Origin of the sequence: Siccirubricoccus deserti (genome assembly GCF_014283215.1) — a bacterium.
GTDB classification, from domain to species: domain Bacteria; phylum Pseudomonadota; class Alphaproteobacteria; order Acetobacterales; family Acetobacteraceae; genus Siccirubricoccus; species Siccirubricoccus deserti.
The window spans coordinates 100,536-127,305 of sequence record NZ_JACOMF010000006.1; the positions used below are offsets into that span (position 1 = coordinate 100,536).

Consider the following 26,770-nt stretch of genomic DNA (forward strand, 5'->3'; position numbering starts at 1 on the left):
AGCATCATCTGGGGCCTCGGGATAGGGTTGCGCTACCCCTGCAACGCGGAACCCGGGGAAGGGAAGCATGGGCGGTTATCTGCGCACGGCGGTGCTCCTGGCGGGGCTGACCGCGCTGTTCGTCGGCATTGGCTATGCGCTGGGCGGCCAGCAGGGCATGGTCCTCGCCTTCCTCTTCGCCTGCGGCACCAATCTATGGGCCTGGTGGAACAGCGACCGCGTCGTGCTCTCCATGCACAACGCCGAGCCCATCGCGCCCGAGAGCGCACCGCGGCTGTTCCAGCTGGTGCAGGGGCTGGCGCAGCGCGCCGGGCTGCCGATGCCGGCGCTCTACGTCATTCACGAGGACCAGCCGAACGCCTTCGCCACCGGCCGCAACCCGCAGAATGCCGCGGTCGCGGTCAACACCGGCTTGCTCAACCTGATGTCCGAGCAGGAAGTCGCCGGCGTCGTCGCGCATGAGCTGGCGCATATCCGCCATCGCGACACGCTGATCATGACCATCACCGCCACCCTGGCCGGGGCGATCGGCATGCTGGCGCAATTCGGCTTCCTGTTCGGCGGCCGCGATGCTGAGGGGCGGCGCAGTCCCTTCGGCCCGATCGGCGCCATCCTGCTGATGATCGTCGGGCCCCTCGCCGCCATGCTGGTGCAGATGGCGATCAGCCGCTCGCGCGAATACGAGGCCGACCGGATGGGCGCCGAGATCTGCGGCGACCCGCGCTGGCTGGCAAGCGCGCTGCAGAAGCTGGAGCACTACAAGCAGGGCATCGTGAACCCGACTGCCGAGGCGCATCCGGCCAGCGCCCATATGTTCATCGTCAACCCGCTGTCGGGGCTGCGGCTGGACAGCCTGTTCACCACCCACCCGCCGACCGAGGAACGGGTCGCGCGGCTGCTGGCGATGGCCCCGGGGTCGGGTGGTGGCCAGGGCCGGCCGTGGCGGGCGCCGGCGGCACCTGGCTCGCACTGGGGGGCGCCGGGGCGGCGCAACCCTTGGGGGTGAGCCCAGGCCCAGGGTTGGGGGCGGGGGCTTGGGGTTGGCGGCGTTGCGCGACCGACGACCGATGCTTGCGCTTGACGAGCCGGGGCATGACGCGCATGCCGCAAGGCGTCGCAATCGGAGCACAACGCATGGCCCGTGTCGCACCCCTCGCCCTTGCTGTCGCCATGGTCGGCGGCCTCGCCCTGCCCGCCGCGGCGCAGGATGCCGCCGCCGGGCAGCGGGTATTCAATCAGTGCCGCGCCTGCCACAGCATCAACGCCGGTGGGCGCAATGGCGTCGGTCCCAACCTGCACGGTGTCGTCGGCCGCAAGGCGGGCGTCGTCGAAGGCTTCCGCTATTCGGCGAATCTGCGGGAACGTGCCGGCCAGGACCTCACCTGGGATGAGCCGACGCTGCGCGCCTACATCACCAACCCGAAGTCGGTGCTGCCCACCGGCTCCATGTCCTACCCGGGCCTGCGCAACGAGCAGCAGCTCAACGACCTGATCGCCTACCTCAAGGCCAACGGCTGACGCCGCTTCTTTCAAGCGGAACTGCCTGGACGAGATGGGTCGGCGGGCTGGTTCACCAGCCCGCCGCCGTCAGATGTTGATGCCGATGATGTTCTCCGGCCGGGCCGGGATCTCGCCGCGCTCGACCCGCTTGACCACCGCAGCCAGCGCCGCATTGGCCGGCGCGGCAATGCCGGCCTTTGCGCCCTCGGCGGCGATGAAGCCGTTGATGAAGTCGATCTCGGTCTTGCGGCCCTTGGCCATGTCCTGCGCCATCGATGGACGTTGCAGGTCGCTGCGTTGGGCCTTGCGGCCATTCTCCAGCAACGTCGCCTCGGCGGTCTCCAGCGCCGCCGGGTCGCCCTCGCCGGCCAGCGCCAGCAACTCCGGCGCCATGTTCTGGATCTTTTCCAGGCTGTAGCCGAGCGCCTGGCCCACCCGCACCGCCTCCGCCCCGACCCGCAGCGCGAAGCGGCGGATGTGCGGGTTCTGGTCGCAGTCATTGCCCGAGAGCCCGGTCGCCGCGCTGGTGCCGTTGCGCATGCCATTGACGCAGAGCTTCGACCAGCGCTCGCCCCAGAGGTTGCTGGTCGCCTTCACGCTGTCGATGCCGGCGACCATGTCGCGCAGCATCTCGATGCGTGGGGTGATGCGGCCATGCACCTCGCCCACCGCGAAGACCATGCGGTTCGGCCCGCCGCGGCCCACGGTGCGGCGGATCTTCCCAGGCTCGTAAAGATCGACGGAGATGGTCGCGGCGATCATGCCGACGGTGCGGCCCCAGCCGACGACGCCGGCGATGCGTTCCTCGTTGATGCAATTCTGCAGCGAGACGACGAAGCCCCCCTCGCTGAGATAGGGCGCGATGAAATGCGTCGCCCAGACGGTGTCGTAGGATTTCACCGAGACGAAGGCGATGTCGACCGGCCGCGCCTTGGAGAGCCCCTGCACCTCGGTCAGGTGCAGCGCCGGCACCTTCACCGTGACGTTCTCCTCCGGCTCCAGGCCCGAGAGCGCCAGGCCCTTGGCGCGGATCGCCTCGACATGCTCCGGCCAGGGGTCGATCAGGGTCACGTCATGGCCGAGCCGGGCGAGATGCCCGCCGACATAGCCGCCAACCGCGCCGGCTCCGACGAAGGCTATCCTGGGCCGCATCACCGTCTCTCCCTTGGCCGGGGTACGCGCCCCGTCGGCGTAGATTCGGCCGAAGCGCGGGACGGATCAATCCCCGATGGCGGGCTCCCGCGCCGGCCGGTCGAGGAAGGCCGGCCGGGCGGCCGGGTCGAAGCCGATGGCCGCCGCGGTCAGCGAGGCTTCGAGCGCCGCCCGTGGCATTCGCGCATGGCGAACCAGGAGTTGCAGATAGAGGCCCACGAAACCCGGGCCGTGGCCGTCATTGCCGCCATCGGCGGTGCTGCTCATCGCATGCGCCAGCTCATGCAGCAGCACCCAGCTCGGCAGCTCCGCCGGCGCCTCGATGGCAAGGCGGGTGGCGCGCGCCACCGTGCCGCGAGCCTGGCGCGGCAGCGGCCGGACCCGGGGCGGGAAGCGCAGCCCCTCGGCCGCCCAGACATGGTCTACCAGCGCCTGCAATCGGGCGAAGGGCACGCGGGAGGCATCGCGCGGCGCCACCTCGGCATCCTCCCAGGCGTAGAGCCGGCGGGCCGCGCGGTCGCCGCGGCTCATTTGCGCGGTAGCGCCCTTGCCCCGGCGGCGCCGCCGACCGGCCGGTCCAGCCCGACCCGCCCGCCAGCCGCTGCGCCGCGGCCATAGGCGCCGCGGTCGCGCACCGTCGCCGTGCTGTAGACCGTGCGCAGCCGCACGCCGAGGCTGCGCAGCCCTTCCTCGACCTTCTTCTCCTTGGCCAGCACCAGCGCGGTGGAGGCGCTGGCCGTGGCCGGCGCCACGGTGGCGCGGCGAGCCTCGGCGGCGGCCTGGCGCTCCTCGACCATCGCCTCCAGACGCTTGCCGAGCCGGTCGGCGAAGCCGTAGCGGAAGCTGCGCAGCCGGGTCTGCGGCGTGGCGCGGCTGCGGAGGTATTCGGCGCTGCGGCGGTACTGCGCCTCCTCCCACAGCAGCGCGCCTTCGATGACGCGCAGCAGGTATTCCGCCATCAGCACATCCGGCTCCAGCCCGTAGAGCACGAAATCGGCGCGGCCGTCGGTCCAGCCGCGGCATTCGCAGAAGCGCAGCAGGGCCGGGAACATCCAGCGCAAGGCGAGGCGCTGCGGGCCAGGCACGCCAAGGCGGCGCTGCACGCAGGCTTCCTCGCGCAGCTCCACCTCGGACATCGACAGGCCATAGACTTCCAGCAGCTCGCCGACCTTGGCGGCGGCAGCCAGTGCCTCGGCTTCGGAGCAGCCGCGTTCCACGGTCTTGGCCGTGAGGGCACGGATGCGCGCCTTCACCTTCGAGAGTTCGGTCTGCTGATCCATGATGCGATAGGTGGCTGGCGCCGCCGCCGCTGGTCAAGCCTCAGTCGAGCGACACCGCCGCCGCCCTGACCACCGGCTCCCAGAGGGCGAATTCGGCGTCCCAGAAGCGCTCCAGCTCCGCCGCCGAGGAGCCCACCGGCGTGATGCCGTTCTCTTTCAGCTTCGTCGCCACCGGTACGGCCCGCACCGCCGCGCTCATTCCGGCTTCCAGCCGGGCCAGCAGCGGCGCCGGGGTCGCCACCGGGGCATAGGTGCCGAACCAGTTGAGGATGCGGAAATCAGGCAGGCCGGCTTCGGTCGCGGTCGGCACCTCCGGCAGCTGCGCGACGCGCTGCTCGCCGGTCACCGCAAGGCCGCGCAGCGCGCCGCTGCTGACATGCGGATGCAGCGAGGCGAAGCCCTCGATCAGGAAATCGACATTGCCGGCAATGAGGTCGGGAATCACCGCCCCGGCGCCGCGATAGGGCACGTGCACCGCCTGGCCACTGGCGCGCATCGCCAGCAGATGCCCCGCCAGATGGTTGATCGAGCCTGGCCCGGCCGAGCCATAGGTCAACGGCTTCGGGCTGCTGCGCAGCAGGCCCATCAGCTCCGCCAGGGTTCGCGCCGGCACATGCGGCCCGACCACCAGCAGCATCGGCATGGTCCCGACCAGGGAGACCGGCGCCAGGGCGCGCCGCGTGTCGAAGCGCAGAGTCTGGCGGAGCAGCGCATTCAGCACCGAGGAGGTGACGGTGAAGAAGCCGATGGTGCTGCCGTCCGGCGCGGCGTTCACCGTCGCCTCGGTGCCGATGACCGAGCCGGCGCCGCCGCGATTCTCGATCACCACGGGGCGGGACAGCACCTCCGCCAGGGTGGGGGCGATCAGCCGGGCGGCGACATCGGTGGCGCCGCCCGGGGCGAAGGGGACGATGACGCGCAGCGGTGCCGTCTGCGCCCGTAGCGGCGTCGCGACGAACCCGGCGGCCCCGGCCAGGGCCAACCGGCGGCGGATCTTGAGCATGATGTTTCCCCCTGGTGATGGCGGCGATTCTCGACCGGCAAGGACCCTCTGTCCAGCCGACCCGCTCCGGGCCTAGGCTCGGGCGGAGAGTCCAGGAGAGGAAGAATTCCATGGCGAAATTCGGCTTCGACCACATCCACCTGCGCAGCCCAGACCCCGAGGCGACCGCCCGGTGGTTCGAGGACAAGCTCGGTGCCGAAGTCATCCGCAGCACGCCGCAGGGCAAGCCGCGCATCGACCTGAAGCTCGGCGGGCAGGACATCTTCATCGCCCAGACCGATGCCTCGGTCGCGGCGGCGCCCTCCTCGCCTTACCAGGGGCTCGACCATTTCGGGCTGATCGTGCAGGGGCTGGATGCGGCGGCGGCGGAGCTGAAGGCCAAGGGCGTGGAGTTCACCATGGAGCCGACGCAGGCCCGCCCCGGCGTCCGCATCGCCTTCATCCGCGGGCCGGAGAACATCTCCATCGAATTGCTGGAGCGTACCGCCGCCTGACGGGGAGACCCGCGTCATGCATATCGTTCAGATCAACTACCGCCGGCCAGAGATGGCGAAGGCCGAATGGGAGGCACGCTACACCGATGAGCGCGCCAAGCCCTTCCTGCAAGTGCCCGGCCTGCTGTGGAAGATCTGGCTGGACGGCGATGCCGAGCGGCTGGCCGGCGGCATCTACCTCTTCGCCGATCGGGCCAGTGCGGAGGCCTATGCCAATGGCCCGATCGTCGCTCGCATGAAGGCCAACCCGGAGTACTCCGAAGTGCTGGTGCGGGTCTTCGAAGTGCGGCAGCGGATGAGCGAGATCACCCGCGCGCCGATCGACGTCACCCGTCTGGTCGCGGAGTAGCGGCCACTGGCCCGGCGCCTGCGTGACGTCAGGCGCCGGGTCCTTGCTGCTGTTAATTGCTTCCATGGCGGAATCTACATTGTGCGCCGCAGCAAAACTCTGCTACTCCTTCATCCCGATGCTGTTCGCGCCGCCGTAACCCTCCGCTCCGACGCCCCGTTGCGCCGCCTGCCGGCGCCGGAGCAGGCGCGCCCCGCCCATGGCGGGCTGGCCGAACGCATTCCATAAATCCCGCGAACCGCCTGGGTGCGCCGCACCGGATCAGGCGCCGAGCCCGGAGTCCATCCCGCATGTCCCTCGCACGGCTCCGCGCCGAATGGTTTCCTAACGTCCGCGCCGATATTCTCGCCGGCACGGTGGTCGCCCTGGCCCTGATCCCGGAGGCGATCGCCTTCTCCATCATCGCCGGTGTCGATCCGAAGGTCGGCCTCTACGCGTCCTTCTGCATCGCCGTCGTCATCGCCTTCGCCGGCGGCCGGCCAGCGATGATCTCCGCCGCCACCGGTGCCATGGCGCTGGTGATGGTCGGCCTCGTGCGCGACCATGGGCTGCAGTACCTGCTGGCGGCGACGATCCTGGCCGGGTTGCTGCAGATGGGGGCCGGGGCGTTGCGGCTGGGCGTGCTGATGCGCTTCGTCTCGCGCTCGGTCATGACCGGCTTCGTCAACGCCCTGGCGATCCTGATCTTCCTGGCGCAACTGCCGGAGCTGATCGGCGTCACCTGGGTGACCTATGCGATGGTCGCCGCGGGGCTTGCGACCATCTACCTGCTGCCGCGGCTGACCCGGGTGGTGCCCTCGCCGCTGGTCGCCATTGTCGTGCTGACCGCCCTCTCCATCGGCTTCGGGCTTGAGGTCCGCACCGTCGGCGACATGGGCGAGTTGCCCTCCGACCTGCCGGCCTTCCTGCTGCCGCAGATCCCCTGGACCTTGGAGACCCTCGGCATCATTCTCCCGGTCTCGGCGACGCTTGCGGTGGTCGGCCTGCTCGAATCGCTGATGACCGCCTCCATCGTCGATGAGATGACCGACACCACCTCGGACAAGAATCGCGAATGCCTCGGCCAGGGCATTGCCAACATCGTCGCCGGCTGCTTCGGTGGCATGGCGGGCTGCGCGATGATCGGCCAATCCGTCATCAACGTGAAATCCGGCGGGCGCGGCCGGCTCTCCACCCTCTTCGCCGGCGGCTTCCTGCTGTTCCTGATCCTGGTGCTGGATGATCTGGTGCGGCAGATCCCGATGCCCGCGCTGGTGGCGGTGATGATCATGGTTTCGATCGGCACCTTCTCCTGGAAGTCAATTGCCGATCTGCGCCGGATCCCGAGAAGCTCCAGCATCGTCATGCTGGCGACGGTGGCGGTGACGGTGGCAACGCATGACCTGGCGCAGGGCGTGCTGGCGGGCGTACTGCTCTCCGGCATCTTCTTCGCGCGGAAGGTCGCCGGGCTCTTCGACATCCGGGCGGAAACCTCGGCCGACGGCGCCAGCTGCACCTATACCGTGACCGGAAACATCTTCTTCGCCTCTGCCGCGGTCTTTGCCGATGCCTTCGACTTCCGCACCCCCGCCCGCCGTGTCGTCATCGATGTCTCCCGTGCCCACATCTGGGACCTGACGGCGGTGGCGGCGCTGGACCGCGTGGTGCTGAAGTTCCGCGGCGCCGGTACCGAGGTGTCGCTGGTCGGCATGAACGAGGCCAGCACCTTGCTGGTCGGCCGGCTGGCGATCCATGACAAGCCGGCCAGGCTGGGAAGTCTGGCGGCGCACTGAGCGGGACGGAGCGTCAGGGACGGACCAGGGGGCAGTTCCCCTCGTTTACCGGCCGGAAGGCCTGGTCCGCCGGGATGGTCGAGAGGATGCGGTAGAGGTCCCACGGCCCCTGGGACTCCTCCGGCTTCTTCGCCTCGACCAGGTACATGTCGTGGACGTGCCGCCCGTCCTCCCGCACCCTTCCGCCGCGGGTGAACATGTCGTTCACCGGCAGCGCCCGCATCCGGGCCGCGACCGCCATCGCCTCATCCGTCCCGGCCGCCTCGATCGCCTTCAGATAGTGCCGCACCGCGCTGTAGATGCCGGCCTGGTACTGGCTCGGCATGTTGCCGCGGTGGCGTTCGGCGAAGCGGCTGGCGAAGGCGCGGCTTTCCTCATCGCGGTCCCAGTACCAGCCCTCGGTCGCCACCACGCCCTGCGCCGCGGCCAGGCCGAGCGCCTTGACGTCGTTGATGTTGATGAACATGCCGATCAGCCGCTGCCCCTGCCGGGTCAGGCCGAATTCGGCGGCCTGCTTGATGGCGTTGATGGTGTCCGTCCCGGCATTCGCCAACGCCACCACCTGCGCGCGCGACGCCTGCGCCTGCAGCAGGAAGGAGGAGAAATCGCCCGAGTTCAGCGGATGGCGCGCATGCCCCAGCACCCTGCCGCCGTCCGCCCGCACCACGCTTTCCGAGGCGCGTTCCAGCGCGTAGCCACCCTCGTAGTCGACGGTCAGGAAGTACCAGCTCCGCCCACCCTGCCGCATCACCGCCCGGGTGGTGCCGGTGGAAAGCGCGTAGCTGTCGGAGACCCAGTGGAAGCCGACCGGGGAGCATTGCCGCCCGGTAAGGTCGGAGGTGGCGGCGCCGGTGTTGATGATGATGCGGTTCCGCTCCCGCCCCACCTGGTGCACCGCCAGCGCGACCGAGCTGTTCGGCATGTCGATGATCATGTCGATGCGGTCGAGGTCGATCCAGCGGCGGGCGAGCGCGGTGCCGACATCCGGCTTGTTCTGGTGGTCGCCGCCGGCGACCTCGACCGGCCGGCCGAGCACGCGGCCGCCGTGGTCTTCCACCGCCATCCGTGCGGCGACGACCGATCCCGGCCCCGCCCAGTCGGAATAGGGGCCGGAGAGGTCGGTCAGCACGCCGATGCGCACCATCTCATCCGATAGTTGCGCGCGCGCCACCAGCGGCGCGAGCAGCAGCGCGAGCACCATGCCGCAAAGCCCGGACATCCGAACCCTCCTGTATGGCGCTTTGGCGCGCCTTGTGCGGGAGGCTACACCACCGGCAGCGATCCGCCAGCGCCGTCGCGCGCCTCGATCCGGACGCGGGACAGGCGGCGCGGCCCGCGTCAGCCGATCTGCAGCTCCTGCAGCACCAGCTCCAGTTCCTGGAAGGATGGCATGGCGTGGCTCGGGGCGGTCTTGCGGCCGGCTTCCACCGCCACCTGCGGCGCGTTGCCATGCAGATGGGCGACGATCACCGCGCGGATCACCTCGTAGAACTGGGCCTCCTCCTCGACCACGCCCTTCAGCCGCGCCGCCATCGGCCCCACCATCCCATAAGCCAGCAGGATGCCGAGGAAGGTGCCGACCAGCGCGCCGCCGATCATCGCGCCGAGCACCGCCGGCGGCTGGTCGATGGACGCCATGGTCTTGATGACGCCGAGCACCGCCGCGACGATGCCGAGCGCCGGCAGCGCATCGGCGATCGCCTGCATGGCGTGGGAGGCGTGCATCTCCTCGGCGCCGAGCTTCTTCAGCTCCCGCGCCATGATGTCCTCGATCTGGTGAGGGTCGTCGGCGTTCATGCCGACCATCCGCAGGTAATCGCAGATCATCGCCGTGGCGATCCGGTCGCTGGCGATCTTCGGGAATTTCTGGAAGGCGGCGCTGTCCTCCGGCTTCTCGATATGCGGCTCCAGCGCCATCGCGCCCTTCGACTGCGCCAGGCGAACGAACCAGTAGAGCAGAGCGAGCAGCTCGGTGTACTCGTGCCTGTGGAAGCGACTGCCCTTGATGACCTTCCCGAAGCCGCCGAGCACATGCTTGATGTCGTGCGGGCTGTTCGACATGACGAAGGAGCCGACGGCGGCGCCGCCGATCATCATCATCTCGTAGGGCAGCGAATGCAGGATGATGTCGAATTTGCCGCCGGCGACGACATAGCCGCCGAACACCATCGCCAGCAGGAAGACCAGCCCGCCGATCGTCGTCATGGTGCCGCCGCGGATCGGAGCAGGGTGATGGCGACCCGGCGGTTGGCGGCGGCGGTCGGCTGGTCGGGCAGCAGCGGCTCGCGGTCGGCCTTGCCGGTGACGCTGTGCAGCCGGTGCTCGGCGATGCCGCCCTCGACCAGGATGCGGCGCACCGCATTGGCCCGCTCGGCCGAGAGCTCCCAGTTGCTGCGCTCGCCGCCACCGCGGAACGGCGTGGCGTCGGTATGCCCGGCGATCTCGAGGCCATTCGGCAGCCTGGCGGCGATCTGCGCCACCCGCTGCAGCAGGGCGCGGGCGCGGTCATTGGGGGTGGAGCCGCCAGATGGGAACATCGGCTGCCGCTCGGTGTCCAGCAACTGGATACGCAGCCCTTCCGGCACCTGTTGGATGACAAGCTGCCGCGCCAGCTCGGCCAGGGCCGGGTCGTCGCGCACCGCGGCGCGAATCTCCTCGGCCGCCTGCTCGAAGGCGATGCGCTCGCGCCGGGAGACCTCGGCGCGCAGCTCGGCGTCGGTCATTCCCTCAGGCCGGGTGCCGCCAGGCTGGCCAGGGCTGGTGGCCGGGCCTTCCGAGGGCGGCTGCGGCGCCTCGGCGGCCGGGCAAGGCGGCGGTGGCGATGGCATCCGTCGGGCCCGGCTGGTTCGGCGCCTCGCCCTCCTCCTCCTCGATGTCGATGCGCATGGGGGCGGGGCCGCGCTCCACCCGCATCGCGCCGGAGTCCGAGGTCATCTCGCCCAGGGAGTTCGGGGTGCGGCCGCCGAAGGGCTGGCCTGAGCCGGTGCTGTTGCGGCCGAGCACATTGGTCGGGGCGAAGTAATCGGCGAGGCCACGCCGCTGCTCCTCCGAGGTGGCGTTGAGCAGCCACATCAGCAGGAAGAAGGCCATCATCGCGGTGACGAAATCGGCGTAGGCGACCTTCCAGGCGCCGCCATGGTGCCCATGCCCGCCTTCCTCATAGCGCTTGATGACGATCACCGGCGCCGCGTCGCGCTTGCCCTTGCCCGCCATAACCCCATTGGCTCCTGTCGGCGCAGTCTGCGGCCGGATGCCTTAAGGCGGGGCTAAGCCGGCAAAGGATGCGGAGCGCCCCAAGGCGTGCAGATTGCCGTCGGCTTGGGCAGATCGGGCCCGATTTGGCCGCGCCGCCCTGGCCAGGCGGGCGTCCGGTGTCTGGCATGGGCTTTGCGAATCCCTCCGCCAACAGCGGCACAACGCCGCTGCCCCTCGCACCGGCGGCGGCCGCGCGAGGACAACAGCCGTGCCTTCCGGGAGCCGCTTCGCCATGACCCTCAGGCGCTTACTGCTTGCTGCCTGCCTTGCCACGATGCCCGCTCTCGCCGGACCTTCCACGGCACAGGCGCAGGGCACCATCCGCATCGGCATGACCGCGGCCGATATCCCGCTGACCCACGGCCAGCCCGACCAGGGCTTCGAGGGCAACCGCTTCACCGGCATCCCGCTGTACGACGCGCTCACCGCCTGGGATCTCTCGGCGGCCGACAAGCCCTCCGTCGTCATCCCCGGCCTGGCGACCGAATGGGCGGTGGACGAGGCCGACAAGACCCGCTGGGTGTTCCGCCTCCGCCCCGGCGTCACCTTCCACGACGGCACCCCGTTCAACGCCGATGCGGTGGTCTGGAACGTCCGGAAGGTGCTGGACCGCGAGGCGCCGCATTACGACCCGCGCCAGGTCGGCCTGACCGCCAGCCGCATGCCGGCACTGCGCCGGGCGGAGAAGATCGATGACCTGACCGTTGCGCTGTTCACCAGCGAGCCGGACAGCCTGCTGCCGATCAACCTGACCAACCTCTTCATGGCGAGCCCCGCGCATTGGGAGAAGCTGCGCGCCGGCGCCGCCAATGCCGAGACGGCGTGGAACGCCTTCGCCGCCAACCCCTCTGGCACCGGCCCCTTCCGCCTGACCCGCTTCGTTGCGCGGGAACGGGTGGAGATGGTGCGAAACGATGCCTATTGGGGCACCAAGGCGAAGGCCGAGCGCATCGTCCTGCTGCCGATCCCGGAGGCGAATGCCCGCACCGCGGCGCTGCTGTCGGGCCAGGTGGACTGGATCGAGGCACCCTCCCCGGATGCGGTGCCGCAGCTCCGCAGCCGCAGCATGGTCATCACCCAGAACCTGCAGCCGCATGTCTGGCCGTGGCAACCCTGCTTCACCGCGGGCAACCCGCTGGCCGATGTGCGGGTGCGGCGGGCGCTGAACCTCGCCATCGACCATGACGGGCTGAAGCAGCTGCTCGGCGGCTTCATGGTGGCGCCAGTCGGCACGGTGGCGCCGGGCCATCCCTGGTGGGGCAACCCGAGCTTCCAGATCCGCACCGACAAGGCGGAGGCGCAGCGCCTGCTGGCCGAGGCCGGCTACACGCCGCAGCGGCCGCTGAACCTGAAGGTGCAGATCAGCGCCAGCGGCTCCGGCCAGATGCAGCCGCTGACGATGAACGAGTTCCTGCAGCAGGACCTGAAGACAATCGGGGTCAACGTCGAGTTCGACGTGGTCGACTGGAACACACTGTTCACCAACTGGCGCCAAGGCTGCCAGGCGGCCAGCGCCCGCGGTGCCCATGCCACCAACGTCTCCTTCGCCGCCATGGATCCGTTCTTCGCCATGGTGCGCTTCTGGGACAGCCGGATGGCGCCGCCGGTCTCCAACAACTGGGGCCATTTCAACGACCCGCGCTTCGACGCCATGATCCGCGAGGCGCGCAATACCTTCGACCCGGCGGCGCGCGATGCGGCGCTGGCCAGGCTGCACGCCGCCGGCGTGGATGAGGCGCTGTTCATCTGGATCGCGCATGACGTTTCGCCGCGGGCGATGTCCCCGCGGATCCGTGGCTATGTCCAGCCGCAAAGCTGGTTCGTCGACCTTCGCCTGCCCTACGTCCAGTAACCGCGGCGGGCCGGGCGACGATGCCTGGCCTCTCGCGCAACCGGGGATAACCGCATGATCCTCTACCTGCTCCGTCGCCTGTTCTATGCGGTGCCGATCGCCCTGGCGGTCGGGTTCGTCTGCTTCATGCTGGTGCAGATCGCCCCCGGCGACCCGATCAACGCCATCGTCCCGCCCGATGCTCCCGCCGATGTGGTGGAGCAGGTGCGGAAGGATTACGGGCTCGACAAGCCGCTGCCGGTGCAGTTCGGGCTCTGGCTGCTGAAGGTGGTGCAGGGCGACCTCGGCCGCTCGCTGGCCACCGGAAGGCCGGTCTGGTCGGATCTGCAGACCGCGATCGGCAATACGCTGATGCTGGCCTTCGCCGCCTCCTCGCTCGGCTTCGTCCTCGGTTGCGTGCTGGGTGGGCTGGCCGGGACTTTCCGCGGCTCGGTGCTCGACCGTACGGCGGTGGGTGTCGCGGTCGCCGGCGTGTCGGTGCCGCATTACTGGCTCGGCATGGTGATGGTGGTGATCTTCTCCGTGCAGCTGAACTGGCTGCCGGCGATGGGCGCCGGGCCCGGCGGCTCCTCCGACTGGTCATGGGATTGGGAGCACATCCAGCACCTGGTGCTGCCGATGCTGACGCTTTCGGTTATTCCCATGGGCATCGTGACGCGCACCGTGCGCGGCATCGTCGCCGAGATCATGAACCAGGAGTTCGTTGTCGCGCTACGCGGCAAGGGGCTGACCCGCATGGGTGTCTTCCTGCATGTGGTGAAGAACGCCGCGCCGAACGCGCTGGCGGTGATGGGGCTCCAGCTCGGCTACCTGATGGGCGGCTCGATCCTGGTGGAGACGGTGTTCTCCTGGCCCGGCACCGGGCTGCTGCTGAACAGCGCCATCTTCCAGCGCGACCTGCCGGTGCTGCAGGGCACCATCCTGGTGCTGGCGATGTTCTTCGTGGCGCTGAACCTGATCGTCGATCTGGTGCAGACCACCCTCGACCCACGGATCAAGCGCGCATGAGAAGGGCATCGTCATGAGCACCGCAATCACCCCGACGGCGGCGGAAGCCGAGCTGGCCGTCCAGGCGCGCCAGGCGCAGGCGAGGTCGGACGGCTACTGGGCCGGCGTCTGGAAGCGCCTGCGCCGCGACCCGGTGACCATCGTCTGCGCCAGCATCCTGCTGCTGATGCTGCTGGCGATCGTCTTCGCCCCGCTGATCGCGCCGCACGACCCCTACCAGGGCAGCATGATCCGGCGGCTGCGCGGCATCGGCACGCCGAGCTATCCGCTCGGCACCGATGAACTCGGCCGCGACATGGTGACGCGGCTGCTCTACGGCGGCCGGCTGTCCTGGTTCATGGGCATCATGCCGGTGGTCTTCGCCTTCGTCATCGGCACCAGCCTCGGCGTGCTGGCCGGCTATGTCGGCGGCAAGGTCAACATGGCCATCATGCGGACCACCGACGTGTTCTACGCCTTCCCGTCGGTGCTGCTGGCGGTGGCGATCTCGGGCGCGCTGGGCGCCGGCATCTTCAACGCCATACTGGCGCTGACCCTGGTGTTCATCCCGCAGATTATCCGGGTGGCGGAGAGCGTGACGCAGGGGGTGCGCAACCTCGACTTCGTCGATGCGGCGCGCTCCTCCGGCGCCTCCGGCTTCACCATCGTCCGGGTGCATGTGCTGGGCAATGTGCTGGGGCCGATCTTCGTCTATGCGACCAGCCTGATCTCGGTCTGCATGATCATCGCCTCGGGCCTCAGCTTCCTCGGCCTCGGCACCAAGCCGCCGGAGCCGGAATGGGGGCTGATGCTGAACACGCTGCGCACCGCGATCTATGTGCAGCCCTGGGTGGCGGTGCTGCCCGGCGCCTGCATCTTCATCACCTCCATCTGCTTCAACCTGCTGGCCGACGGGCTGCGCCAGGCGATGGATGTGAAGGGCTGAGGCTGGTGGAGGCGCCGCGCCCCCAACGGGCGCGGCGCCGAAGCCGGTCGGCATTGCCGCGGCATGAAGCCGCGCCAGGGTGCGGAACCGGGGCTGCGGGGACACGTTCATCCGCCACCGCACCATTTCGGGGGGCGCCATGATCACCACCAACCGTCGCCGCTTCGCCCGCCTGCTGCTGGCCGGCGGCGCGATCGGCACCCTTGCCCTGCCGCAAGCCGGCCAGGCGGCAACCCGCCGTGAGATCGACGCCGAGGTCGAGGCGGCGCTGGTGCGGCTGCGCGGCATGCCGACCGCCGCGCCGCTGGTGGGGGAAGCCCGGGCGATGCTGATCTTCCCCAGCATCATCAGCGGCGGCTTCATCGTCGGCGGCCAGTATGGGGAAGGCGCGCTGCTGCGCGGCGGCGTCGCCCAGGGCTACTACTCCATCGCCGGCCTCTCGCTTGGCCTGCTCGCCGGGGCGCAGTCGGCCGGGCTGGCGATGTTCTTCCTGCAGGATTCGGCGCTGGCCGCGCTGCAGCGCGCCGATGGCTGGGAGATCGGCACCGGGCCTTCGGTGGTGGTGCTCGACCAGGGGGTACAGGCAAACGCCACCTCGACCACCCTGCGGGAGCCGGTCTATGCCATCACCTTCGGCCAGCAGGGGCTGATGGCGGCGCTGGCGTTGAACGGCACCAAGATCACTCCGATCAACCCGCCGGCGGCGTGATCCGCCTTCACCGTCGCGGCGCCTCGAACCGGTAGGGTGCGGCGCTGGTCACCAGCGGGTCCAGCGCCAGCCGGTGCTCCAGCGGCGGAAAGGCGCGGCTGCGGCAATCTGCCCGGTCACACAGCCGGCAGGACAGGCCGATGCCGACCATCGCCCGCTCCAGATCCAGCCCATCGGCATAGACCAGTTCCGGCGCGCGGGAGAGGTCGCAGCCCATCGCCACCACATGCACCGCCGGCGGCTCCCCCCAGCGTGCCGCCGGCGCTTGTACCGTGCGGGCGAGGGTGAGGAAGCTGCCGCCATCCGGCAGCTGCGCCAGCTGAACCCGCACCGTGCCCGGCGTGGCGAAGGCATGGTGGAGGATCCATTTCGGGCAGGAGCCGCCGAAGCGGGCGAAGGGGAAGCCCGCCGCCGAGAAACGCTTGTCGACATTCCCCGCCGGATCGACCCTGAGGAAGAAGAAGGGCACGCCGCGGGCGCCCTCCCGCTGCAAGGTGGTCAGCCGGTGGCAGGCCTGTTCGAAGCTGACGCCGAAGCGCGCCGCCAGCGCCTCCAGGTCATGCCGCAGCGCCCGCGCCGCGGCGAGGAAGGGGGCGTAGGGCATCAGCAGCGCCCCGGCGGCGTAGTTCAGCAGCCCGATGCGGATCAGCGCCGCGGCCTCCGGGCTGCTTGGGGTGAAGCCGCCCAGCGCCGCCTGCACCGCCTCCCCGGTTTCCAGCAGCATGAGCTGGAAGGCGAGGTGGAAGCCGCGGCTCTCGCGCGGCAGGGCCTCCGACAGGTCGAGCCGCCGGCCGGCCGGGTCGTAGCGCCGCAGCGTGCCCTCCAGCGGGCCGACGGTCACCAGCAGCCCGTGCCGCTCCCGCAGCCGCTGTGCCACCGCATGGTTCATCTCGGAGGGCGCGGCGATGTGCATCTCGGCGGCAATGGCCTCGGCAGCGGCTTCCAGCGCGGGGAAGTGGTTGGCGTGGTCATGGAAGAAGTCCCGTGCCTCCTCGGTCGGCAGCAGGATGCGGCGGCCGGTCGGCAGGGCGATGCCGCCGCTGTCCTCCCGCGCTACGCGCCAGGCGCGGTACAGCGCCAGCATCGCCCGCCCGGCATTGGGCGCGCTGCCGGCCAGCGCCGCCACCTCCGCCTCCGGCACCTGGTCGAGGCCGAGCAGCGGGTCTGACAGTACCTCCCGCAGTCCGGTTTCCAGCGCCTTCTCGCGTTGGCCCGAGAGAGCGGCGAGATCGACCTGCAGGGCCTCGGTCAGCTTGATCAGCAGGCTGGCGGTAACGGCGCGCTGGTCGTGCTCGATGAGGTTGAGGTAGCTGGCGGAGATGCCGAGCCGGGTGGCCAGCGCCTGCTGCGCCAGCCCTTGTTCCTGCCGCAGCCGCCGGACGGTTCGGCCGATCAACGCCCGTGCCATGGTTTACATCCTTTACATAATTCACAGCAAATCCGTGAAAACCGCCACGTGTTTGCCGCCCGCAGCGCCAGATAGGCGTCGAACTCCGGCCTGGAAATGTCAATTATTCACGCACTCACCGGCGCACAGGCCGGCGTGCTTGGAGAAACCCGATGCGACCCATGCCCAGCCCCGCCCAGGCCCCAGACGGCAGCCATGGCGGCGACCGCCCCGATCCCGGCCGGTTCGACGGCATCCGCCGCGACTACACCCCGGCCGATGTGGCGCGGCTGGCCGGCAGCTTCCGCATCCAGCACACGCTGGCGGACCGCGGCGCGCGGCGGCTGTGGCAGTTGCTGAAGACCCAGCCGCAGGTGCCGACCCTCGGCGCGCTCACCGGCATGCAGGCGCTGCAGCAGGTGAAGGCGGGGCTGCAGGCGATCTACCTCTCCGGCTGGCAGGTGGCGGCGGATGCCAATACCGCCGGCACCATGTACCCGGACCAGTCGCTCTACCCGGTGGACAGCGTCCCCAATGTGGTGCGGCGGATCAACAATGCGCTGCGCCGGGCCGACCAGATCGCGGTGCAGGAAGGCAAGGGCGATGCGACGCACTACATGGCGCCGATTGTCGCCGACGCCGAGGCCGGCTTCGGCGGCGCGCTCAACGCCTATGAGCTGATGCGGGCGATGATCGATGCCGGCGCGGCGGGCGTGCATTTCGAGGACCAGCTCGCCTCGGAGAAGAAGTGCGGCCACCTCGGCGGCAAGGTGCTGGTGCCGATCGCCCAGCACATCCGCACCCTGAACGCCGCCCGCCTCGCCGCCGATGTCGAGGGCGTGCCGACCGTGCTGCTGTGCCGGACGGATGCCGAGAGCGCCCAGCTTCTCACCAGCGACGTGGATGAGCGGGACCGGCCATTCATCGGCACCGACCGGACGCCCGAAGGCTTCTTCCGCATCAAGCCGGGTGTCGGCAAGCAATACGCCATCGCCCGCAGCCTGGCCTATGCGCCCTATGCCGATCTGCTGTGGTGGGAGACCTCCGACCCCGACCTGCAGGATGCGCGCGACTTCGCCGAGGCGATCCACCGCGAATTCCCCGGCAAGATGCTGGCCTATAATTGCTCCCCCAGCTTCAACTGGCAGCGGAAGATGGGCGTCGAGGCGGCCAGCAAATTCCAGCGCGAACTGGGCGCCATGGGCTATAAGTTCCAGTTCGTGACGCTGGCCGGCTTCCACAGCCTGAACCTTTCCATGTTCAAGCTGGCGCGCGGTTATGCCGAGCGCGGCATGGGCGCCTACAGCGAACTGCAGCAGGCCGAATTCGCCGCCGAGGCCGAGGGCTTCACCGCCGTCCGCCACCAGCGCGAAGTGGGCGTCGGCTACTTCGACGCCGTCGCCACCGCGGCCGGCGGCGGCCAGTCCAGCACCACGGCGCTGGCCAGCAGCACCGAGGCTGCGCAGTTCCACGACGCAGCCGTGCCGGCGCATTGAGTCCAAGTGGGCGCCGCCCCGCGCGGCGCCCGCTTTCCCCACAGGCAGGAGGAGCGCTTCCCATGTCCCATGACAATTACGACGACGGCCTGGTGCATTCCCACGGCTGGGCCACCCAGCAGCCGGCCCATACGACCGGCCATGCCTCTCGCCGCGCCGAGGTCGCCGCCGCCATGGCGCAGCACCCGGAGGAGACGGAGCTCTTCGACGACGGGCTGGTCCACGCCCATGGCTGGGCCAGCGCCGAGCGCGGCCGGATGGCGCCGCGCTGAGCGGCCGCAAGCGGGGCAGGGCCGATGAGACTGCCCATTTGGTGCGGGCTGAGCGGAGCTTGTCCTACCCCACCAGCCCTGGCCGATGGCGCAGGCCGAGGCGCATCACCGGGCGGCCAGCGCCCGCGCGAAGACCGCCGGATCCACATTGCCGCCGCTGACGACGACGCCGAGAACGCGCCCCCGCGTCGCCAGCTTGCCGGCCAGCACCGCGGCCAGCGCCACCGCACCGCCCGGCTCGACGACGATCTTCAGATGCTCGAAGGCGAAGCGCATGGCGCGGAACACCTCGGCCGGGGTCACTGCGACACCGCCGGCCAGGCGCGGCTGGTTGAGCGCGAAGGTGATGGCGCCCGGCTGCATCGACAGCAGCGAATCGCACAGCCCGTCGCCGCTGCCGTTATTGGCGATGCGCCGGCCGGCGGCGAGGCTGCGGCGGGTGTCGTCCCAGCCCTCCGGCTCCACCGCCCAGACCTCGGCGGCCGGTGCCAGCGCCTCCATCGCCAGGGCGCAGCCGGCGGTCAGCCCGCCGCCGCCGGTGCAGACCGCCAGTGCATCCAGGGCCAGCCCCAGCGCCTTGGCATCCTCGACCAGCTCGATCGCCAGCGTGCCCTGGCCGGCGATGACATGCGGGTGGTCGAAAGGCGGGATCAAGGTTGCGCCATGCTCGGCGGCCAGGGCTTCCGCCAGCCGGTCGCGGTCGGTGGTGGCGCGGTCGAAGGTGATGATCTCGGCGCCCCAGCGTCGCGTGCTCTCGACCTTGATCGCCGGCGCATCGGCCGGCATGGCGATGATGGCGCGCATGCCGAGCTGATGCGCCGCGCAGGCGGTCGCCTGGCCATGGTTTCCCGAGGAATGGGTGACCACGCCGCCCTGCCGGGCCGCCGCATCCATCAGCAGCGCCGCATTGGTGGCGCCACGCAACTTGAAGCTGCCGGTTTTCTGCAAAGGCTCCGGCTTCACCAGCACGGTGCCGCTGGTGAGCCGGTCCAGCAGCGGGTGGCGCAGCAGCGGCGTGCGCAGGACCCGGCCGCGCAGCCGCCCGGCCGCAGCCTCGACATCGGCGAAGCTGACGGTCTCGCTCATGTGGCTTGCCCTCCGAAGCGCCTCGGGTCGCACAACGGCACCGCCGCCGCCAGATCGGCGTCGGGCGCCATGCCGTTGACCAGCGCGGCCAGCAGCCGGCCCGCCGCCGGCGCGGTCTGGATGCCGTAGCCGCCCTGGCCGACCATCCAGAAGAAGCCCGCCTCGCGGGCCTCGCCGACGGCGAGGCCGCGGTCGGGCGTGAAGCTGCGCAGCCCGGCCCATTTGTGCTCGATCCGGGCGACCGGGATGTCCAGCGCCTGCTGCATGCGGTCGATGGCGATGGCGACGTCCATCTCCTCCGGTTGAGCGTCGAGCGGGAGGCTGTCGGTCTCGTCCGCCGGCGAGATCATCAGCTTGCGTCGTGCTTCCGGCCGGACGTACCAGTTGTGGTCGACATCGCCGAGCAGCGGCCATTCCGTGCAGTCATGCGCACCGGGGTCGATGATGCAGGCGGTGCGGCGCTTTGGCTGCAGCCCGATGATGCCGACCCCGGCAAGTGCCGCCACCTCGTCCCCCCACGCCCCGGCGGCATCGACCAGCACCGGCGCGGCGAAGACGGCGCCGGAGGCGACCTCGGCATGCCACAGCCCGGCCGTTTTCCAGATCCGCCCGGCGCGGTGGCGCAGCGCCAAGGTGCCGCCGCGCTCGCGCAACTGGCGCAGGAAACCCTGGTGGATGGCGGCGACGTCGAGGTCGAAGCAATCGGTCTCGATGGCCGCCAGCACCGCGTAGCCGGGGCGCAGCGGCGGCACCATGGCGTGCAAGGCCGACAGCGGCAGCGGCCGGATATCACTGCCCTCGGCGATCATCGCTTCCAGATGCGCCACCTGGCCGGGCGGCGCGAGATGCACCACGTCGCGCCGCCGGGTCAGCGGTGCCGCGGCGAAGCCTGGTGGCGGGGTGTCGAAGAAGGCACGGGAGGCGGCGGTGAGGATGCGCGCGTCCGGGCTGCCATAGTTGCGGATCCAGATGGCAGCGGAACGGCCGGTGGCATGGAAGCCGGCGACCTCCTCGGCTTCCAGCAGCGCCACGCGGCGGCTGGCCGAGAGATGCGCGGCGGCGGTGGCGCCGGCCATGCCCGCGCCAATGACGATGGCCTCGACGGAATGGGTGTCCATCAGGCCATGGTCCACGCTGCCGCGGCCGGCGGCAAGCGCTGGCCGCTGATGCCCCGGGTGCTTTCACCCGGGGCGATTCCGCTCTAGCGATCCGGGTTGCGGGCGGGCGGCATTCCGGTGCCGGGGGTGGCGCGCTTGCGGTCGTCGTCCACCTCCACCTCGGTATGGCGGACGGTGTCGGAGACGGTCTCGACCCGCTCGCCGGCCTGCTTCCGCACCACCACCTCCTCCCGTACCCGGGCCTCCTTGCTGACGACGGCCTCCTCCGAGGTTTCCGTCGCCTCGATGACGCGGTCGGTGAAATCGGCACGGTCGGCATCGGACAGCGGCCGGTCCACCGGGCGGCGCTCAACTTCCACCCGTTCCTCGTGCAGCGTCACCTGCTCCTGCACCGGGGTTTCGACGACATAGGTGCGGACCCGGACCCGGCCGTGGCCGGTCTCTCGCTTGCCGACCCGCAGGCGTTCCTCGACCAGCGGGATCGCCTCCTCCTCGCCGGTGGCGGCGGTGCGGCCGCCCTGGGCCGCCGGGCGTGCCGGTTGCGCAGGCGTCATCGCATCACCCACGGGCTCGGCGGCCAAGCCAGTGCGCGTGCCGTCGGAACTAGGGCCGATCACCGCGTCTCCGGCATAGGCCGAGTAGGGCGCAGTGGTGACCGCCTCGCCGGTCCAGCCGCCGGCACGCCATTCCGCCTCGCGCGCGTCGAGGTCGACCGCGCCATGTCGTTCGAAGGCGTCCATCACCGCCTCGACCTGGTCGTCGGACGCCTGGACGGCGACCATGATGCCGCCGCGCCGCAGCCCTTCGGCATAGGTGGCACGGTCCTCGTCCGGCATGAACAAGTCGCGCAGCGAGGCGAGGAAGCCGTGATGCTCCTCGCTGCGGCGCTCGGTGGTGCCAGCGGTCACATTCTCGCTGCCGGCGGCGGTGACGGTGACACGGTTGCGATCGATGCCATGCTGCTGCACCAGTGTTTCCACCGTGCGTTCCGCCTCGGCGCGGGAATCAAAAAGCCCGGTAATCGTGCGCATGTATTGCCTCTCCTGTTGTTGTGCCGCGGGGGGAAGGTGGTCGATGCGGACGTCCTGGCGGCGGAGCGTGACGGTCGCGGTCTCGCGCCGCTCGGTCACTGGCAGCCGCAGCCGGAGCTCCTCGCGCAGCACCAGCCGGCGTTCGACCACCAGCACCTCCTCCACCACCGGGATAACCAGGCTGCCCGCCTCCTCCCGCACCGGCGGCGGCTCGGCCACGGTCCGGCCTATCGGCACGCGGGTGATCTCGACCTCGCGGCGGCGCAGCGTCTCCTCCACCAGCCGCTGCTCCGCAGTGGTGGTGACGGCGACGCGGACGCGGCCGGTCGGGCGCCTCGCCCGTTCGATCGTCAGTCTTTCCTCGATCAGGGGGATGACGGTCTCGGCCCGCTCTTCCTGCATGCCTTGGGCCTTTCCGCCAGACAGCGGCCCAACGGCGCGTGGCCCCCGGATGTTCCTGCCGGTCACGCATCATCACACGACGCGACCACCCGTTGTCACACCCGTCCGGAACGCCGTAGGTTACCGTCTGGGGTCGGAACAGGCCTGGCTAACGACGGTGGGAATTCCGCCGCAAGGGAGACCAAGGATGGCAGACAAGGAATTCACCCGCGACGGCGTGAGCCGCCGGCAGGTGCTGCGCGCAGGGGCAGGGGTGCTCGCGGCCGGGGCGGTCGCCGCGCCGATGGTGCATGCGCAGGGCACTGGCGGGACGCTCCGCTGCGGCTTCTGGGACCACTGGGTCCCGGCCGGCAACGGCATCCTCCGCGAGCTCGCCAAGGAATGGGGCGACAAGAACCGGGTCGACGTCCAGCTGGACTTCGTCACCTCCAACGGCAACCAGATCCTGCTGACGATCAATGCCCAGGCGCAGTCCCGCACCGGCTACGACCTGATGTCCTTCCCGACCTGGGAGCCGTCCAACCACGCCCGGATGCTGGAGCCGGTGGACGACATCATGGGTCGGCTGATCCAGAAGTACGGCCCGGTGAACCCGGCGGGCGAGTACCTTGGCAAGCAGGACGGGGTGTGGCGCGCCGTCCCCGCCGTCTCCGGCACCCAGATGAAGCCGCCCTGCGTGCGCTTCGACCTGTTCAAGCAGCACGCCGGCATCGACATCCGCGAGATGTGGCCGGCCGAGCCGAAGCCCGGCCCGACCGCCAGCACCTGGAACTGGGAGACCTTCGCGGTCGCTGCGGAGAAGTGCAACGCCGCCGGCTTCCCCTTCGGCCTGCCGATGGGCTCCTTCACCGATGCGGTGGATTGGGTCGGCGCGCTGATGACCAGCTACGGCGCCCATCTGATGGATGAGAAGGGCAATCCGACGGTCCGCAACAACCCGAAGCTGCGGACCGCGGTCGACATGCTGGTGCGGATCTCGAAGACCCTGCCGAACGACGTCTGGGCCTGGGACGACGGCGGCAACAACCGCGCGCTGATCTCCGGCCGCTCGGCGCTGATCTTCAACCCGCCCTCGGCCTGGGCGGTGGCGAAGCGCGATGCGCCGCAGGTGGCGGAGAATTGCTGGACCGTGCCGATGCCGGCCGGGCCGGAGGGCCGCTTCCAGCCCTACCTGCCATATTTCTGGGGCATCTGGAACTTCAGCCGGGCCAAGCCGGCGGCGAAGGCCTTCCTGGAGTTCCTGTCGCAGCGCGAGCAGGCCGAGCGGCAGACCAATACCTCCAATGGCTACGACATCCCGCCCTTCCCGAGCATGGCCGACTTCAAGGTGTGGGAGACCGAAGGGCCGCCGGTCGGCTCGGTCTACAATTACCCGCTGAAGCCGCACCACAATGCGCGCACCTCGGTGGCAATGGCGCCGGCCCCGGCGGCGCTGGCGGTGCAGGCCTACAACCAGGGCCTGAACACCAAGCTCATCGCCCGCATCGTCCAGGGCGGCGAAAGCGCGGACCAGGCGATGGCCTGGGTCGAGCGGGAGCTGAACACCATCCGCCGCGGCGGCTGATTCCATGCGGCTGCCCAGGGGGACTCCCAGAAGGGGCTGAACCCCCGGGCGGCCGCACCGGCCGGACCCGAGGCGCGGGCGGCATCAGCCGTCCGCAGCATGCTGCATCGCTCCACAGGAGATTCCGATGGCCGCGGATGGCACTCTCGCCGCCGGCGCACCGCGTACTGCCGGGCATGGCCGGGCAACGACGCTGGAACGCTTCGCACGGCGTCGCTCGACGATCGCCTTCATGATGACCCTGCCGCTGATCCTTGTGGTCGCAGGGCTGGTCGCCTACCCCGCCGGCTACGGCATGTATCTGTCGACACTCAATCGCCGGATGACCGAGAACATCGGCTTCGGCAATTTCGAGATCCTGTTCGACAGCGACACCTTCTGGAACGTCGCCTGGCAATCCTGCATCTTCGCCATCACCGCGGTGGTGCTGAAGGCGCTGATCGGCTTCTGGCTGGCGCACATGCTGCACGACATCCCCGCCAAGGGGCAGCGCAAGTGGCGCGGCATGCTGCTGATCCCCTGGGTGATCCCGCCGGCGCTGTCGACGCTCGGCTGGTGGTGGATGTTCGATCCTTCCTACGGCTCGATCAACTGGCTGTTCTCGGTGGTCGGCGGGCCGCAGATTCCCTGGCTGGGCGAGCCCTGGTGGGCCCGCGCCTCCATCATCATCGTCAACGTCTGGTACGGTGCCCCATTCTTCATGATCATGTACCTGGCGGCGCTGAAATCGGTGCCCGACCAGCTGTATGAGGCGGCAGCGATCGACGGCGCCACCGGGCTGCAGCGGCTGCGCTACGTGACCCTGCCGATGATGGCGAACATCATCTCCATCACCGTGCTGTTCAGCCTGATCGTCACCTTCGCCAATTACGATATCGTCCGGGTGCTGACCAACGGCGGGCCGCGCGACCTGACGCATGTCTTCGCCAGCTACGCTTTCCAGGTCGGCATCCTGTCGGGGAACATCCCGCGCGGCGCCGCGGTGTCGCTGTTCATGTTCCCCATCCTGGCGATCTGCGCCTTCTTCGTCCTCCGCGGCGTGACCCGGCGCAACAAGGAGCAGATGTGATGTCGGCCACCACCGCAACCGTCGGCGGCGGCATCGCCCGCAAGGTCGGCTCGCTCCACAGGGAGCGCCGCTGGGCCCTGGTCACCGCCTATATCTCGCTGGTCTTCAGCGCCATCATCATGCTGGCGCCACCCTTCTACATGCTGATCACCAGCCTGAAGACCAGCGCCGAGATCGCCGACCAGAAGGGCAACCCCTGGATCGTGCGCAACCCGACGCTGATGAATTACTGGGAGCTGATGACCGACAAGCTGTTCCAGGGCTTCTTCATCAACAGCGTCATCGTCACCGTCATCGTCGTGGTGTTGACCATGGTGATCTCGGTGCTGGCGGCCTTCGCCCTGGCGCGGATGCGCTTCTTCGGCAGCCAGGTGCTGGCGACCGGCGTCTTTCTCACCTACCTGGTGCCGGACACGCTGCTGTTCATCCCCTTATACCAGATCGTCGGCGGGCTGGGGCTGCTGAACTCGATCTGGGGGCTGGTGCTGGTCTACCCGACTCTGACGGTGCCCTTCTGCACCTGGATCATGATCGGCTACTTCGCCTCCATCCCGAAGGAGCTGGACGAGGCGGCGCTGATCGACGGCGCCAATTGGATGCAGATGCTGACCAAGATCTTCATCCCGGTGGCGCTGCCCGGCATCATCGCCGCGACCATCTTCGCCTTCACTGTCTCCTGGGCGGCTTTCGTCTACCCGACCGCCTTCGTCACCACGCCGGACCAGATGCCGCTGACCATCGGCGTCGTCAGCCAGCTGGTGCGCGGCGACACCTTCGCCTGGGGGCAGATCATGGCCGGCGCGCTGCTCGCGGCACTGCCGCCGGTGATCGTCTACGCCTTCCTCATGGATTATTACATCGCTGGCCTGACCGCCGGCGCGACGAAGGGTTGAGCGATGGCACAGGTAACTCTGCGGAAGATCGTCAAGGAATATGAAGGCGGCGTGCAGGCGGTGAAGGGGATCGACCTCGACATCGCCGACCATGAGTTCGTCGTCCTCGTCGGTCCCTCTGGCTGCGGCAAGTCGACCACGCTCCGGATGATCGCGGGGCTGGAGGAGATCACCTCCGGCGACATCGCGATCGGCGGCGCGCTCGTCAACGACATTCCGCCGCGCGACCGGGACATCGCCATGGTGTTCCAGAATTACGCGCTCTATCCGCATATGACGGTCTACGACAACATGGCCTTCGGGCTGATGCTGCGGAAATTCGACAAGGGGGAGATCCGTCGCCGGGTCGAGAACGCCGCCCGCATCCTTGACATCGGCATGCTGCTCGACCGCAAGCCGAAGGCGCTGTCGGGCGGCCAGCGGCAGCGGGTGGCGATGGGCCGTGCCATCGTCCGCGATCCCAAGGTGTTCCTGTTCGACGAGCCGCTGTCGAACCTCGACGCCAAGCTCCGGGTGCAGATGAGGACCGAGATCAAGAAGGTCCACCAGACGGTGAAGACCACCACCGTCTACGTCACCCACGACCAGATCGAGGCAATGACCCTGGCCGACCGGGTCGTGGTGATGAACCACGGGGTGATCGAGCAGGTCGGCCCACCGCAGGAGCTGTACCACCACCCCGCCACCAAATTCGTCGCCGGCTTCATCGGCAGCCCGGCGATGAACTTCATCCCGGTGCGGCTGGAGCAGGGTGGCGCGGCGCTGAACCTCGAACTGCCGGGAGGCATCGTGCTGCCGGTGCCGGCCGACCGCACCAGACGCTACACCCCGCACATCGGCCGCGAATTGCTCTTCGGCCTCCGGCCGGAGCACCTGACCGAGGTGCGGCCGAACGACCACCGCGAGAACATGGCGGTGTTCGAGGCGGTGCCCGAGGTGGTGGAGCCGATGGGCATGGAGACGCTGCTGCACTTCTGGATGGAGGGCGCCGAGATCTGCGCCCGCATCGACCCGGCGACGCCGGCCGAGCCGGGCCGCGGGCTGCCGCTGGCCGCCGACATGAACCAGATGCACCTGATCGATCCGAAGACCGACCGGGTGTTGTAGGCTGCGCCTCGCCCGCCTGATTTCAGCCGGGCGGGGATTGCTCTAC

At 69.7% G+C, this 26,770-nt stretch carries 27 protein-coding genes; 15 read left to right on the plus strand and 12 right to left on the minus strand.

Translation table 11 applies throughout. The features are described 5' to 3' along the window. Positions 1–67: 67 nt before the first annotated feature. The gene (gene htpX, locus H7965_RS07610) at positions 68–1,006 is read left to right on the plus strand and encodes a zinc metalloprotease HtpX (protein ID WP_186769965.1); all 939 of its coding nucleotides are present in this window, start codon (positions 68–70) and stop codon (positions 1,004–1,006) included. A 128-nt stretch (positions 1,007–1,134) separates the two neighbouring features. Then, a complete protein-coding gene (locus H7965_RS07615; protein WP_186769966.1) occupies positions 1,135–1,518 on the plus strand; it encodes a c-type cytochrome in 384 nt (127 codons plus the stop codon). A gap of 69 nt (positions 1,519–1,587) precedes the next feature. Here H7965_RS07615 and H7965_RS07620 read toward each other — a convergent pair whose 3' ends face one another. The 4 genes from H7965_RS07620 to H7965_RS07635 all read right to left on the minus strand — a co-directional run bounded on the left by H7965_RS07620 (position 1,588) and on the right by H7965_RS07635 (position 4,935). Continuing rightward, the gene (locus H7965_RS07620) at positions 1,588–2,652 is read right to left on the minus strand and encodes a ketopantoate reductase family protein (RefSeq protein WP_186769967.1); all 1,065 of its coding nucleotides are present in this window, start codon (positions 2,650–2,652) and stop codon (positions 1,588–1,590) included. Positions 2,653–2,718: 66 nt separating this feature from the next. After that, on the minus strand, positions 2,719–3,183 hold the full coding sequence (locus H7965_RS07625; RefSeq protein ID WP_186769968.1) for a SprT family zinc-dependent metalloprotease: 465 nt from the start codon (positions 3,181–3,183) through the stop codon (positions 2,719–2,721). Next, on the minus strand, positions 3,180–3,932 hold the full coding sequence (locus H7965_RS07630; protein WP_186769969.1) for a DUF7168 domain-containing protein: 753 nt from the start codon (positions 3,930–3,932) through the stop codon (positions 3,180–3,182). The genes H7965_RS07625 and H7965_RS07630 overlap by 4 nt, the downstream gene beginning before the upstream one ends. A gap of 40 nt (positions 3,933–3,972) precedes the next feature. Beyond that, the gene (locus tag H7965_RS07635; RefSeq protein ID WP_186769970.1) at positions 3,973–4,935 is read right to left on the minus strand and encodes a Bug family tripartite tricarboxylate transporter substrate binding protein; all 963 of its coding nucleotides are present in this window, start codon (positions 4,933–4,935) and stop codon (positions 3,973–3,975) included. 110 nt (positions 4,936–5,045) lie between these two features. Here H7965_RS07635 and H7965_RS07640 point away from each other — a divergent pair, with 110 nt between their 5' ends. From H7965_RS07640 to H7965_RS07650, 3 genes are all read left to right on the plus strand, one after another. Beyond that, on the plus strand, positions 5,046–5,429 hold the full coding sequence (locus H7965_RS07640; RefSeq protein WP_186769971.1) for a VOC family protein: 384 nt from the start codon (positions 5,046–5,048) through the stop codon (positions 5,427–5,429). 16 nt (positions 5,430–5,445) lie between these two features. Continuing rightward, positions 5,446–5,778 (plus strand): YdhR family protein, encoded by a 333-nt coding sequence (locus tag H7965_RS07645; RefSeq protein WP_186769972.1) that lies wholly within the window; start codon positions 5,446–5,448, stop codon positions 5,776–5,778. 290 nt (positions 5,779–6,068) lie between these two features. Then, positions 6,069–7,550, plus strand: a complete 1,482-nt coding sequence (locus H7965_RS07650) for a SulP family inorganic anion transporter (protein ID WP_186769973.1) — start codon at positions 6,069–6,071, stop codon at positions 7,548–7,550. A 13-nt stretch (positions 7,551–7,563) separates the two neighbouring features. On the opposite strand, the gene H7965_RS07655 is transcribed toward H7965_RS07650, so the two are convergent. From H7965_RS07655 to H7965_RS07670, 4 genes are all read right to left on the minus strand, one after another. Beyond that, positions 7,564–8,769, minus strand: a complete 1,206-nt coding sequence (locus H7965_RS07655) for an ABC transporter substrate-binding protein (protein WP_186769974.1) — start codon at positions 8,767–8,769, stop codon at positions 7,564–7,566. Between the two features lie 119 nt (positions 8,770–8,888). Then, the gene (gene motA / locus H7965_RS07660) at positions 8,889–9,755 is read right to left on the minus strand and encodes a flagellar motor stator protein MotA (RefSeq protein WP_186769975.1); all 867 of its coding nucleotides are present in this window, start codon (positions 9,753–9,755) and stop codon (positions 8,889–8,891) included. Then, entirely contained in the window at positions 9,752–10,273 is a 522-nt protein-coding gene (locus H7965_RS07665; protein ID WP_186769976.1) for an OmpA/MotB family protein, read from the minus strand. The genes motA and H7965_RS07665 overlap by 4 nt, the downstream gene beginning before the upstream one ends. Before the next feature lie 4 nt (positions 10,274–10,277). Then, complete coding sequence (locus tag H7965_RS07670; protein ID WP_186769977.1) at positions 10,278–10,763, minus strand: flagellar motor protein MotB; 486 nt, start codon at positions 10,761–10,763, stop codon at positions 10,278–10,280. Between the two features lie 274 nt (positions 10,764–11,037). On the opposite strand from H7965_RS07670, the gene H7965_RS07675 reads away from it, so the two are divergent. From H7965_RS07675 to H7965_RS07690, 4 genes are all read left to right on the plus strand, one after another. Next, the gene (locus H7965_RS07675; RefSeq protein ID WP_186769978.1) at positions 11,038–12,657 is read left to right on the plus strand and encodes an ABC transporter substrate-binding protein; all 1,620 of its coding nucleotides are present in this window, start codon (positions 11,038–11,040) and stop codon (positions 12,655–12,657) included. Positions 12,658–12,711: 54 nt separating this feature from the next. Further along, on the plus strand, positions 12,712–13,665 hold the full coding sequence (locus H7965_RS07680) for an ABC transporter permease (protein WP_186769979.1): 954 nt from the start codon (positions 12,712–12,714) through the stop codon (positions 13,663–13,665). A 13-nt stretch (positions 13,666–13,678) separates the two neighbouring features. Then, entirely contained in the window at positions 13,679–14,590 is a 912-nt protein-coding gene (locus H7965_RS07685) for an ABC transporter permease (protein ID WP_186769980.1), read from the plus strand. Between the two features lie 139 nt (positions 14,591–14,729). Then, on the plus strand, positions 14,730–15,299 hold the full coding sequence (locus H7965_RS07690) for a lipid-binding SYLF domain-containing protein (protein WP_186769981.1): 570 nt from the start codon (positions 14,730–14,732) through the stop codon (positions 15,297–15,299). Positions 15,300–15,306: 7 nt separating this feature from the next. On the opposite strand, the gene H7965_RS07695 is transcribed toward H7965_RS07690, so the two are convergent. Then, the gene (locus H7965_RS07695) at positions 15,307–16,707 is read right to left on the minus strand and encodes a helix-turn-helix domain-containing protein (RefSeq protein ID WP_186769982.1); all 1,401 of its coding nucleotides are present in this window, start codon (positions 16,705–16,707) and stop codon (positions 15,307–15,309) included. Between the two features lie 152 nt (positions 16,708–16,859). Here H7965_RS07695 and aceA point away from each other — a divergent pair, with 152 nt between their 5' ends. Further along, entirely contained in the window at positions 16,860–18,182 is a 1,323-nt protein-coding gene (aceA, locus tag H7965_RS07700; RefSeq protein ID WP_186769983.1) for an isocitrate lyase, read from the plus strand. A 62-nt stretch (positions 18,183–18,244) separates the two neighbouring features. Then, complete coding sequence (locus tag H7965_RS07705) at positions 18,245–18,454, plus strand: hypothetical protein (RefSeq protein WP_186769984.1); 210 nt, start codon at positions 18,245–18,247, stop codon at positions 18,452–18,454. 105 nt (positions 18,455–18,559) lie between these two features. Here H7965_RS07705 and H7965_RS07710 read toward each other — a convergent pair whose 3' ends face one another. The 3 genes from H7965_RS07710 to H7965_RS07720 form a co-directional block, all read right to left on the minus strand. Further along, positions 18,560–19,540 (minus strand): threonine ammonia-lyase, encoded by a 981-nt coding sequence (locus H7965_RS07710; protein WP_186769985.1) that lies wholly within the window; start codon positions 19,538–19,540, stop codon positions 18,560–18,562. Next, a complete protein-coding gene (locus H7965_RS07715) occupies positions 19,537–20,658 on the minus strand; it encodes an NAD(P)/FAD-dependent oxidoreductase (protein ID WP_186769986.1) in 1,122 nt (373 codons plus the stop codon). Before H7965_RS07715 ends, H7965_RS07710 begins: the two co-directional genes overlap by 4 nt. Positions 20,659–20,741: 83 nt before the next feature. After that, positions 20,742–22,091, minus strand: coding sequence for a DUF2382 domain-containing protein (locus H7965_RS07720; RefSeq protein ID WP_186769987.1), 1,350 nt, complete (start codon positions 22,089–22,091; stop codon positions 20,742–20,744). 187 nt (positions 22,092–22,278) lie between these two features. Here H7965_RS07720 and H7965_RS07725 point away from each other — a divergent pair, with 187 nt between their 5' ends. From H7965_RS07725 to H7965_RS07740, 4 genes are all read left to right on the plus strand, one after another. After that, entirely contained in the window at positions 22,279–23,655 is a 1,377-nt protein-coding gene (locus tag H7965_RS07725) for an ABC transporter substrate-binding protein (RefSeq protein WP_186769988.1), read from the plus strand. Positions 23,656–23,782: 127 nt separating this feature from the next. Next, positions 23,783–24,724, plus strand: coding sequence for a carbohydrate ABC transporter permease (locus H7965_RS07730; protein WP_186769989.1), 942 nt, complete (start codon positions 23,783–23,785; stop codon positions 24,722–24,724). After that, on the plus strand, positions 24,724–25,617 hold the full coding sequence (locus H7965_RS07735) for a carbohydrate ABC transporter permease (protein ID WP_186769990.1): 894 nt from the start codon (positions 24,724–24,726) through the stop codon (positions 25,615–25,617). The genes H7965_RS07730 and H7965_RS07735 overlap by 1 nt, the downstream gene beginning before the upstream one ends. Before the next feature lie 3 nt (positions 25,618–25,620). Then, positions 25,621–26,724: an ABC transporter ATP-binding protein gene (locus H7965_RS07740; RefSeq protein ID WP_186769991.1), complete on the plus strand. Its 1,104-nt coding sequence runs from the start codon at positions 25,621–25,623 to the stop codon at positions 26,722–26,724. Positions 26,725–26,770: the final 46 nt, after the last annotated feature.

Coding starts and splice junctions, on each gene's coding strand:
- htpX (WP_186769965.1), top strand. CDS start 68: ATGGGCGGTTATCTGCGCACGGCGGTGCTCCTGGCGGGGCTGACCGCG.
- H7965_RS07615 (WP_186769966.1), top strand. CDS start 1,135: ATGGCCCGTGTCGCACCCCTCGCCCTTGCTGTCGCCATGGTCGGCGGC.
- H7965_RS07620 (WP_186769967.1), bottom strand. CDS start 2,652: ATGCGGCCCAGGATAGCCTTCGTCGGAGCCGGCGCGGTTGGCGGCTAT.
- H7965_RS07625 (WP_186769968.1), bottom strand. CDS start 3,183: ATGAGCCGCGGCGACCGCGCGGCCCGCCGGCTCTACGCCTGGGAGGAT.
- H7965_RS07630 (WP_186769969.1), bottom strand. CDS start 3,932: ATGGATCAGCAGACCGAACTCTCGAAGGTGAAGGCGCGCATCCGTGCC.
- H7965_RS07635 (WP_186769970.1), bottom strand. CDS start 4,935: ATGCTCAAGATCCGCCGCCGGTTGGCCCTGGCCGGGGCCGCCGGGTTC.
- H7965_RS07640 (WP_186769971.1), top strand. CDS start 5,046: ATGGCGAAATTCGGCTTCGACCACATCCACCTGCGCAGCCCAGACCCC.
- H7965_RS07645 (WP_186769972.1), top strand. CDS start 5,446: ATGCATATCGTTCAGATCAACTACCGCCGGCCAGAGATGGCGAAGGCC.
- H7965_RS07650 (WP_186769973.1), top strand. CDS start 6,069: ATGTCCCTCGCACGGCTCCGCGCCGAATGGTTTCCTAACGTCCGCGCC.
- H7965_RS07655 (WP_186769974.1), bottom strand. CDS start 8,769: ATGTCCGGGCTTTGCGGCATGGTGCTCGCGCTGCTGCTCGCGCCGCTG.
- motA (WP_186769975.1), bottom strand. CDS start 9,755: ATGACGACGATCGGCGGGCTGGTCTTCCTGCTGGCGATGGTGTTCGGC.
- H7965_RS07665 (WP_186769976.1), bottom strand. CDS start 10,273: ATGACCGACGCCGAGCTGCGCGCCGAGGTCTCCCGGCGCGAGCGCATC.
- H7965_RS07670 (WP_186769977.1), bottom strand. CDS start 10,763: ATGGCGGGCAAGGGCAAGCGCGACGCGGCGCCGGTGATCGTCATCAAG.
- H7965_RS07675 (WP_186769978.1), top strand. CDS start 11,038: ATGACCCTCAGGCGCTTACTGCTTGCTGCCTGCCTTGCCACGATGCCC.
- H7965_RS07680 (WP_186769979.1), top strand. CDS start 12,712: ATGATCCTCTACCTGCTCCGTCGCCTGTTCTATGCGGTGCCGATCGCC.
- H7965_RS07685 (WP_186769980.1), top strand. CDS start 13,679: ATGAGCACCGCAATCACCCCGACGGCGGCGGAAGCCGAGCTGGCCGTC.
- H7965_RS07690 (WP_186769981.1), top strand. CDS start 14,730: ATGATCACCACCAACCGTCGCCGCTTCGCCCGCCTGCTGCTGGCCGGC.
- H7965_RS07695 (WP_186769982.1), bottom strand. CDS start 16,707: ATGGCACGGGCGTTGATCGGCCGAACCGTCCGGCGGCTGCGGCAGGAA.
- aceA (WP_186769983.1), top strand. CDS start 16,860: ATGCGACCCATGCCCAGCCCCGCCCAGGCCCCAGACGGCAGCCATGGC.
- H7965_RS07705 (WP_186769984.1), top strand. CDS start 18,245: ATGTCCCATGACAATTACGACGACGGCCTGGTGCATTCCCACGGCTGG.
- H7965_RS07710 (WP_186769985.1), bottom strand. CDS start 19,540: ATGAGCGAGACCGTCAGCTTCGCCGATGTCGAGGCTGCGGCCGGGCGG.
- H7965_RS07715 (WP_186769986.1), bottom strand. CDS start 20,658: ATGGACACCCATTCCGTCGAGGCCATCGTCATTGGCGCGGGCATGGCC.
- H7965_RS07720 (WP_186769987.1), bottom strand. CDS start 22,091: ATGCAGGAAGAGCGGGCCGAGACCGTCATCCCCCTGATCGAGGAAAGA.
- H7965_RS07725 (WP_186769988.1), top strand. CDS start 22,279: ATGGCAGACAAGGAATTCACCCGCGACGGCGTGAGCCGCCGGCAGGTG.
- H7965_RS07730 (WP_186769989.1), top strand. CDS start 23,783: ATGGCCGCGGATGGCACTCTCGCCGCCGGCGCACCGCGTACTGCCGGG.
- H7965_RS07735 (WP_186769990.1), top strand. CDS start 24,724: ATGTCGGCCACCACCGCAACCGTCGGCGGCGGCATCGCCCGCAAGGTC.
- H7965_RS07740 (WP_186769991.1), top strand. CDS start 25,621: ATGGCACAGGTAACTCTGCGGAAGATCGTCAAGGAATATGAAGGCGGC.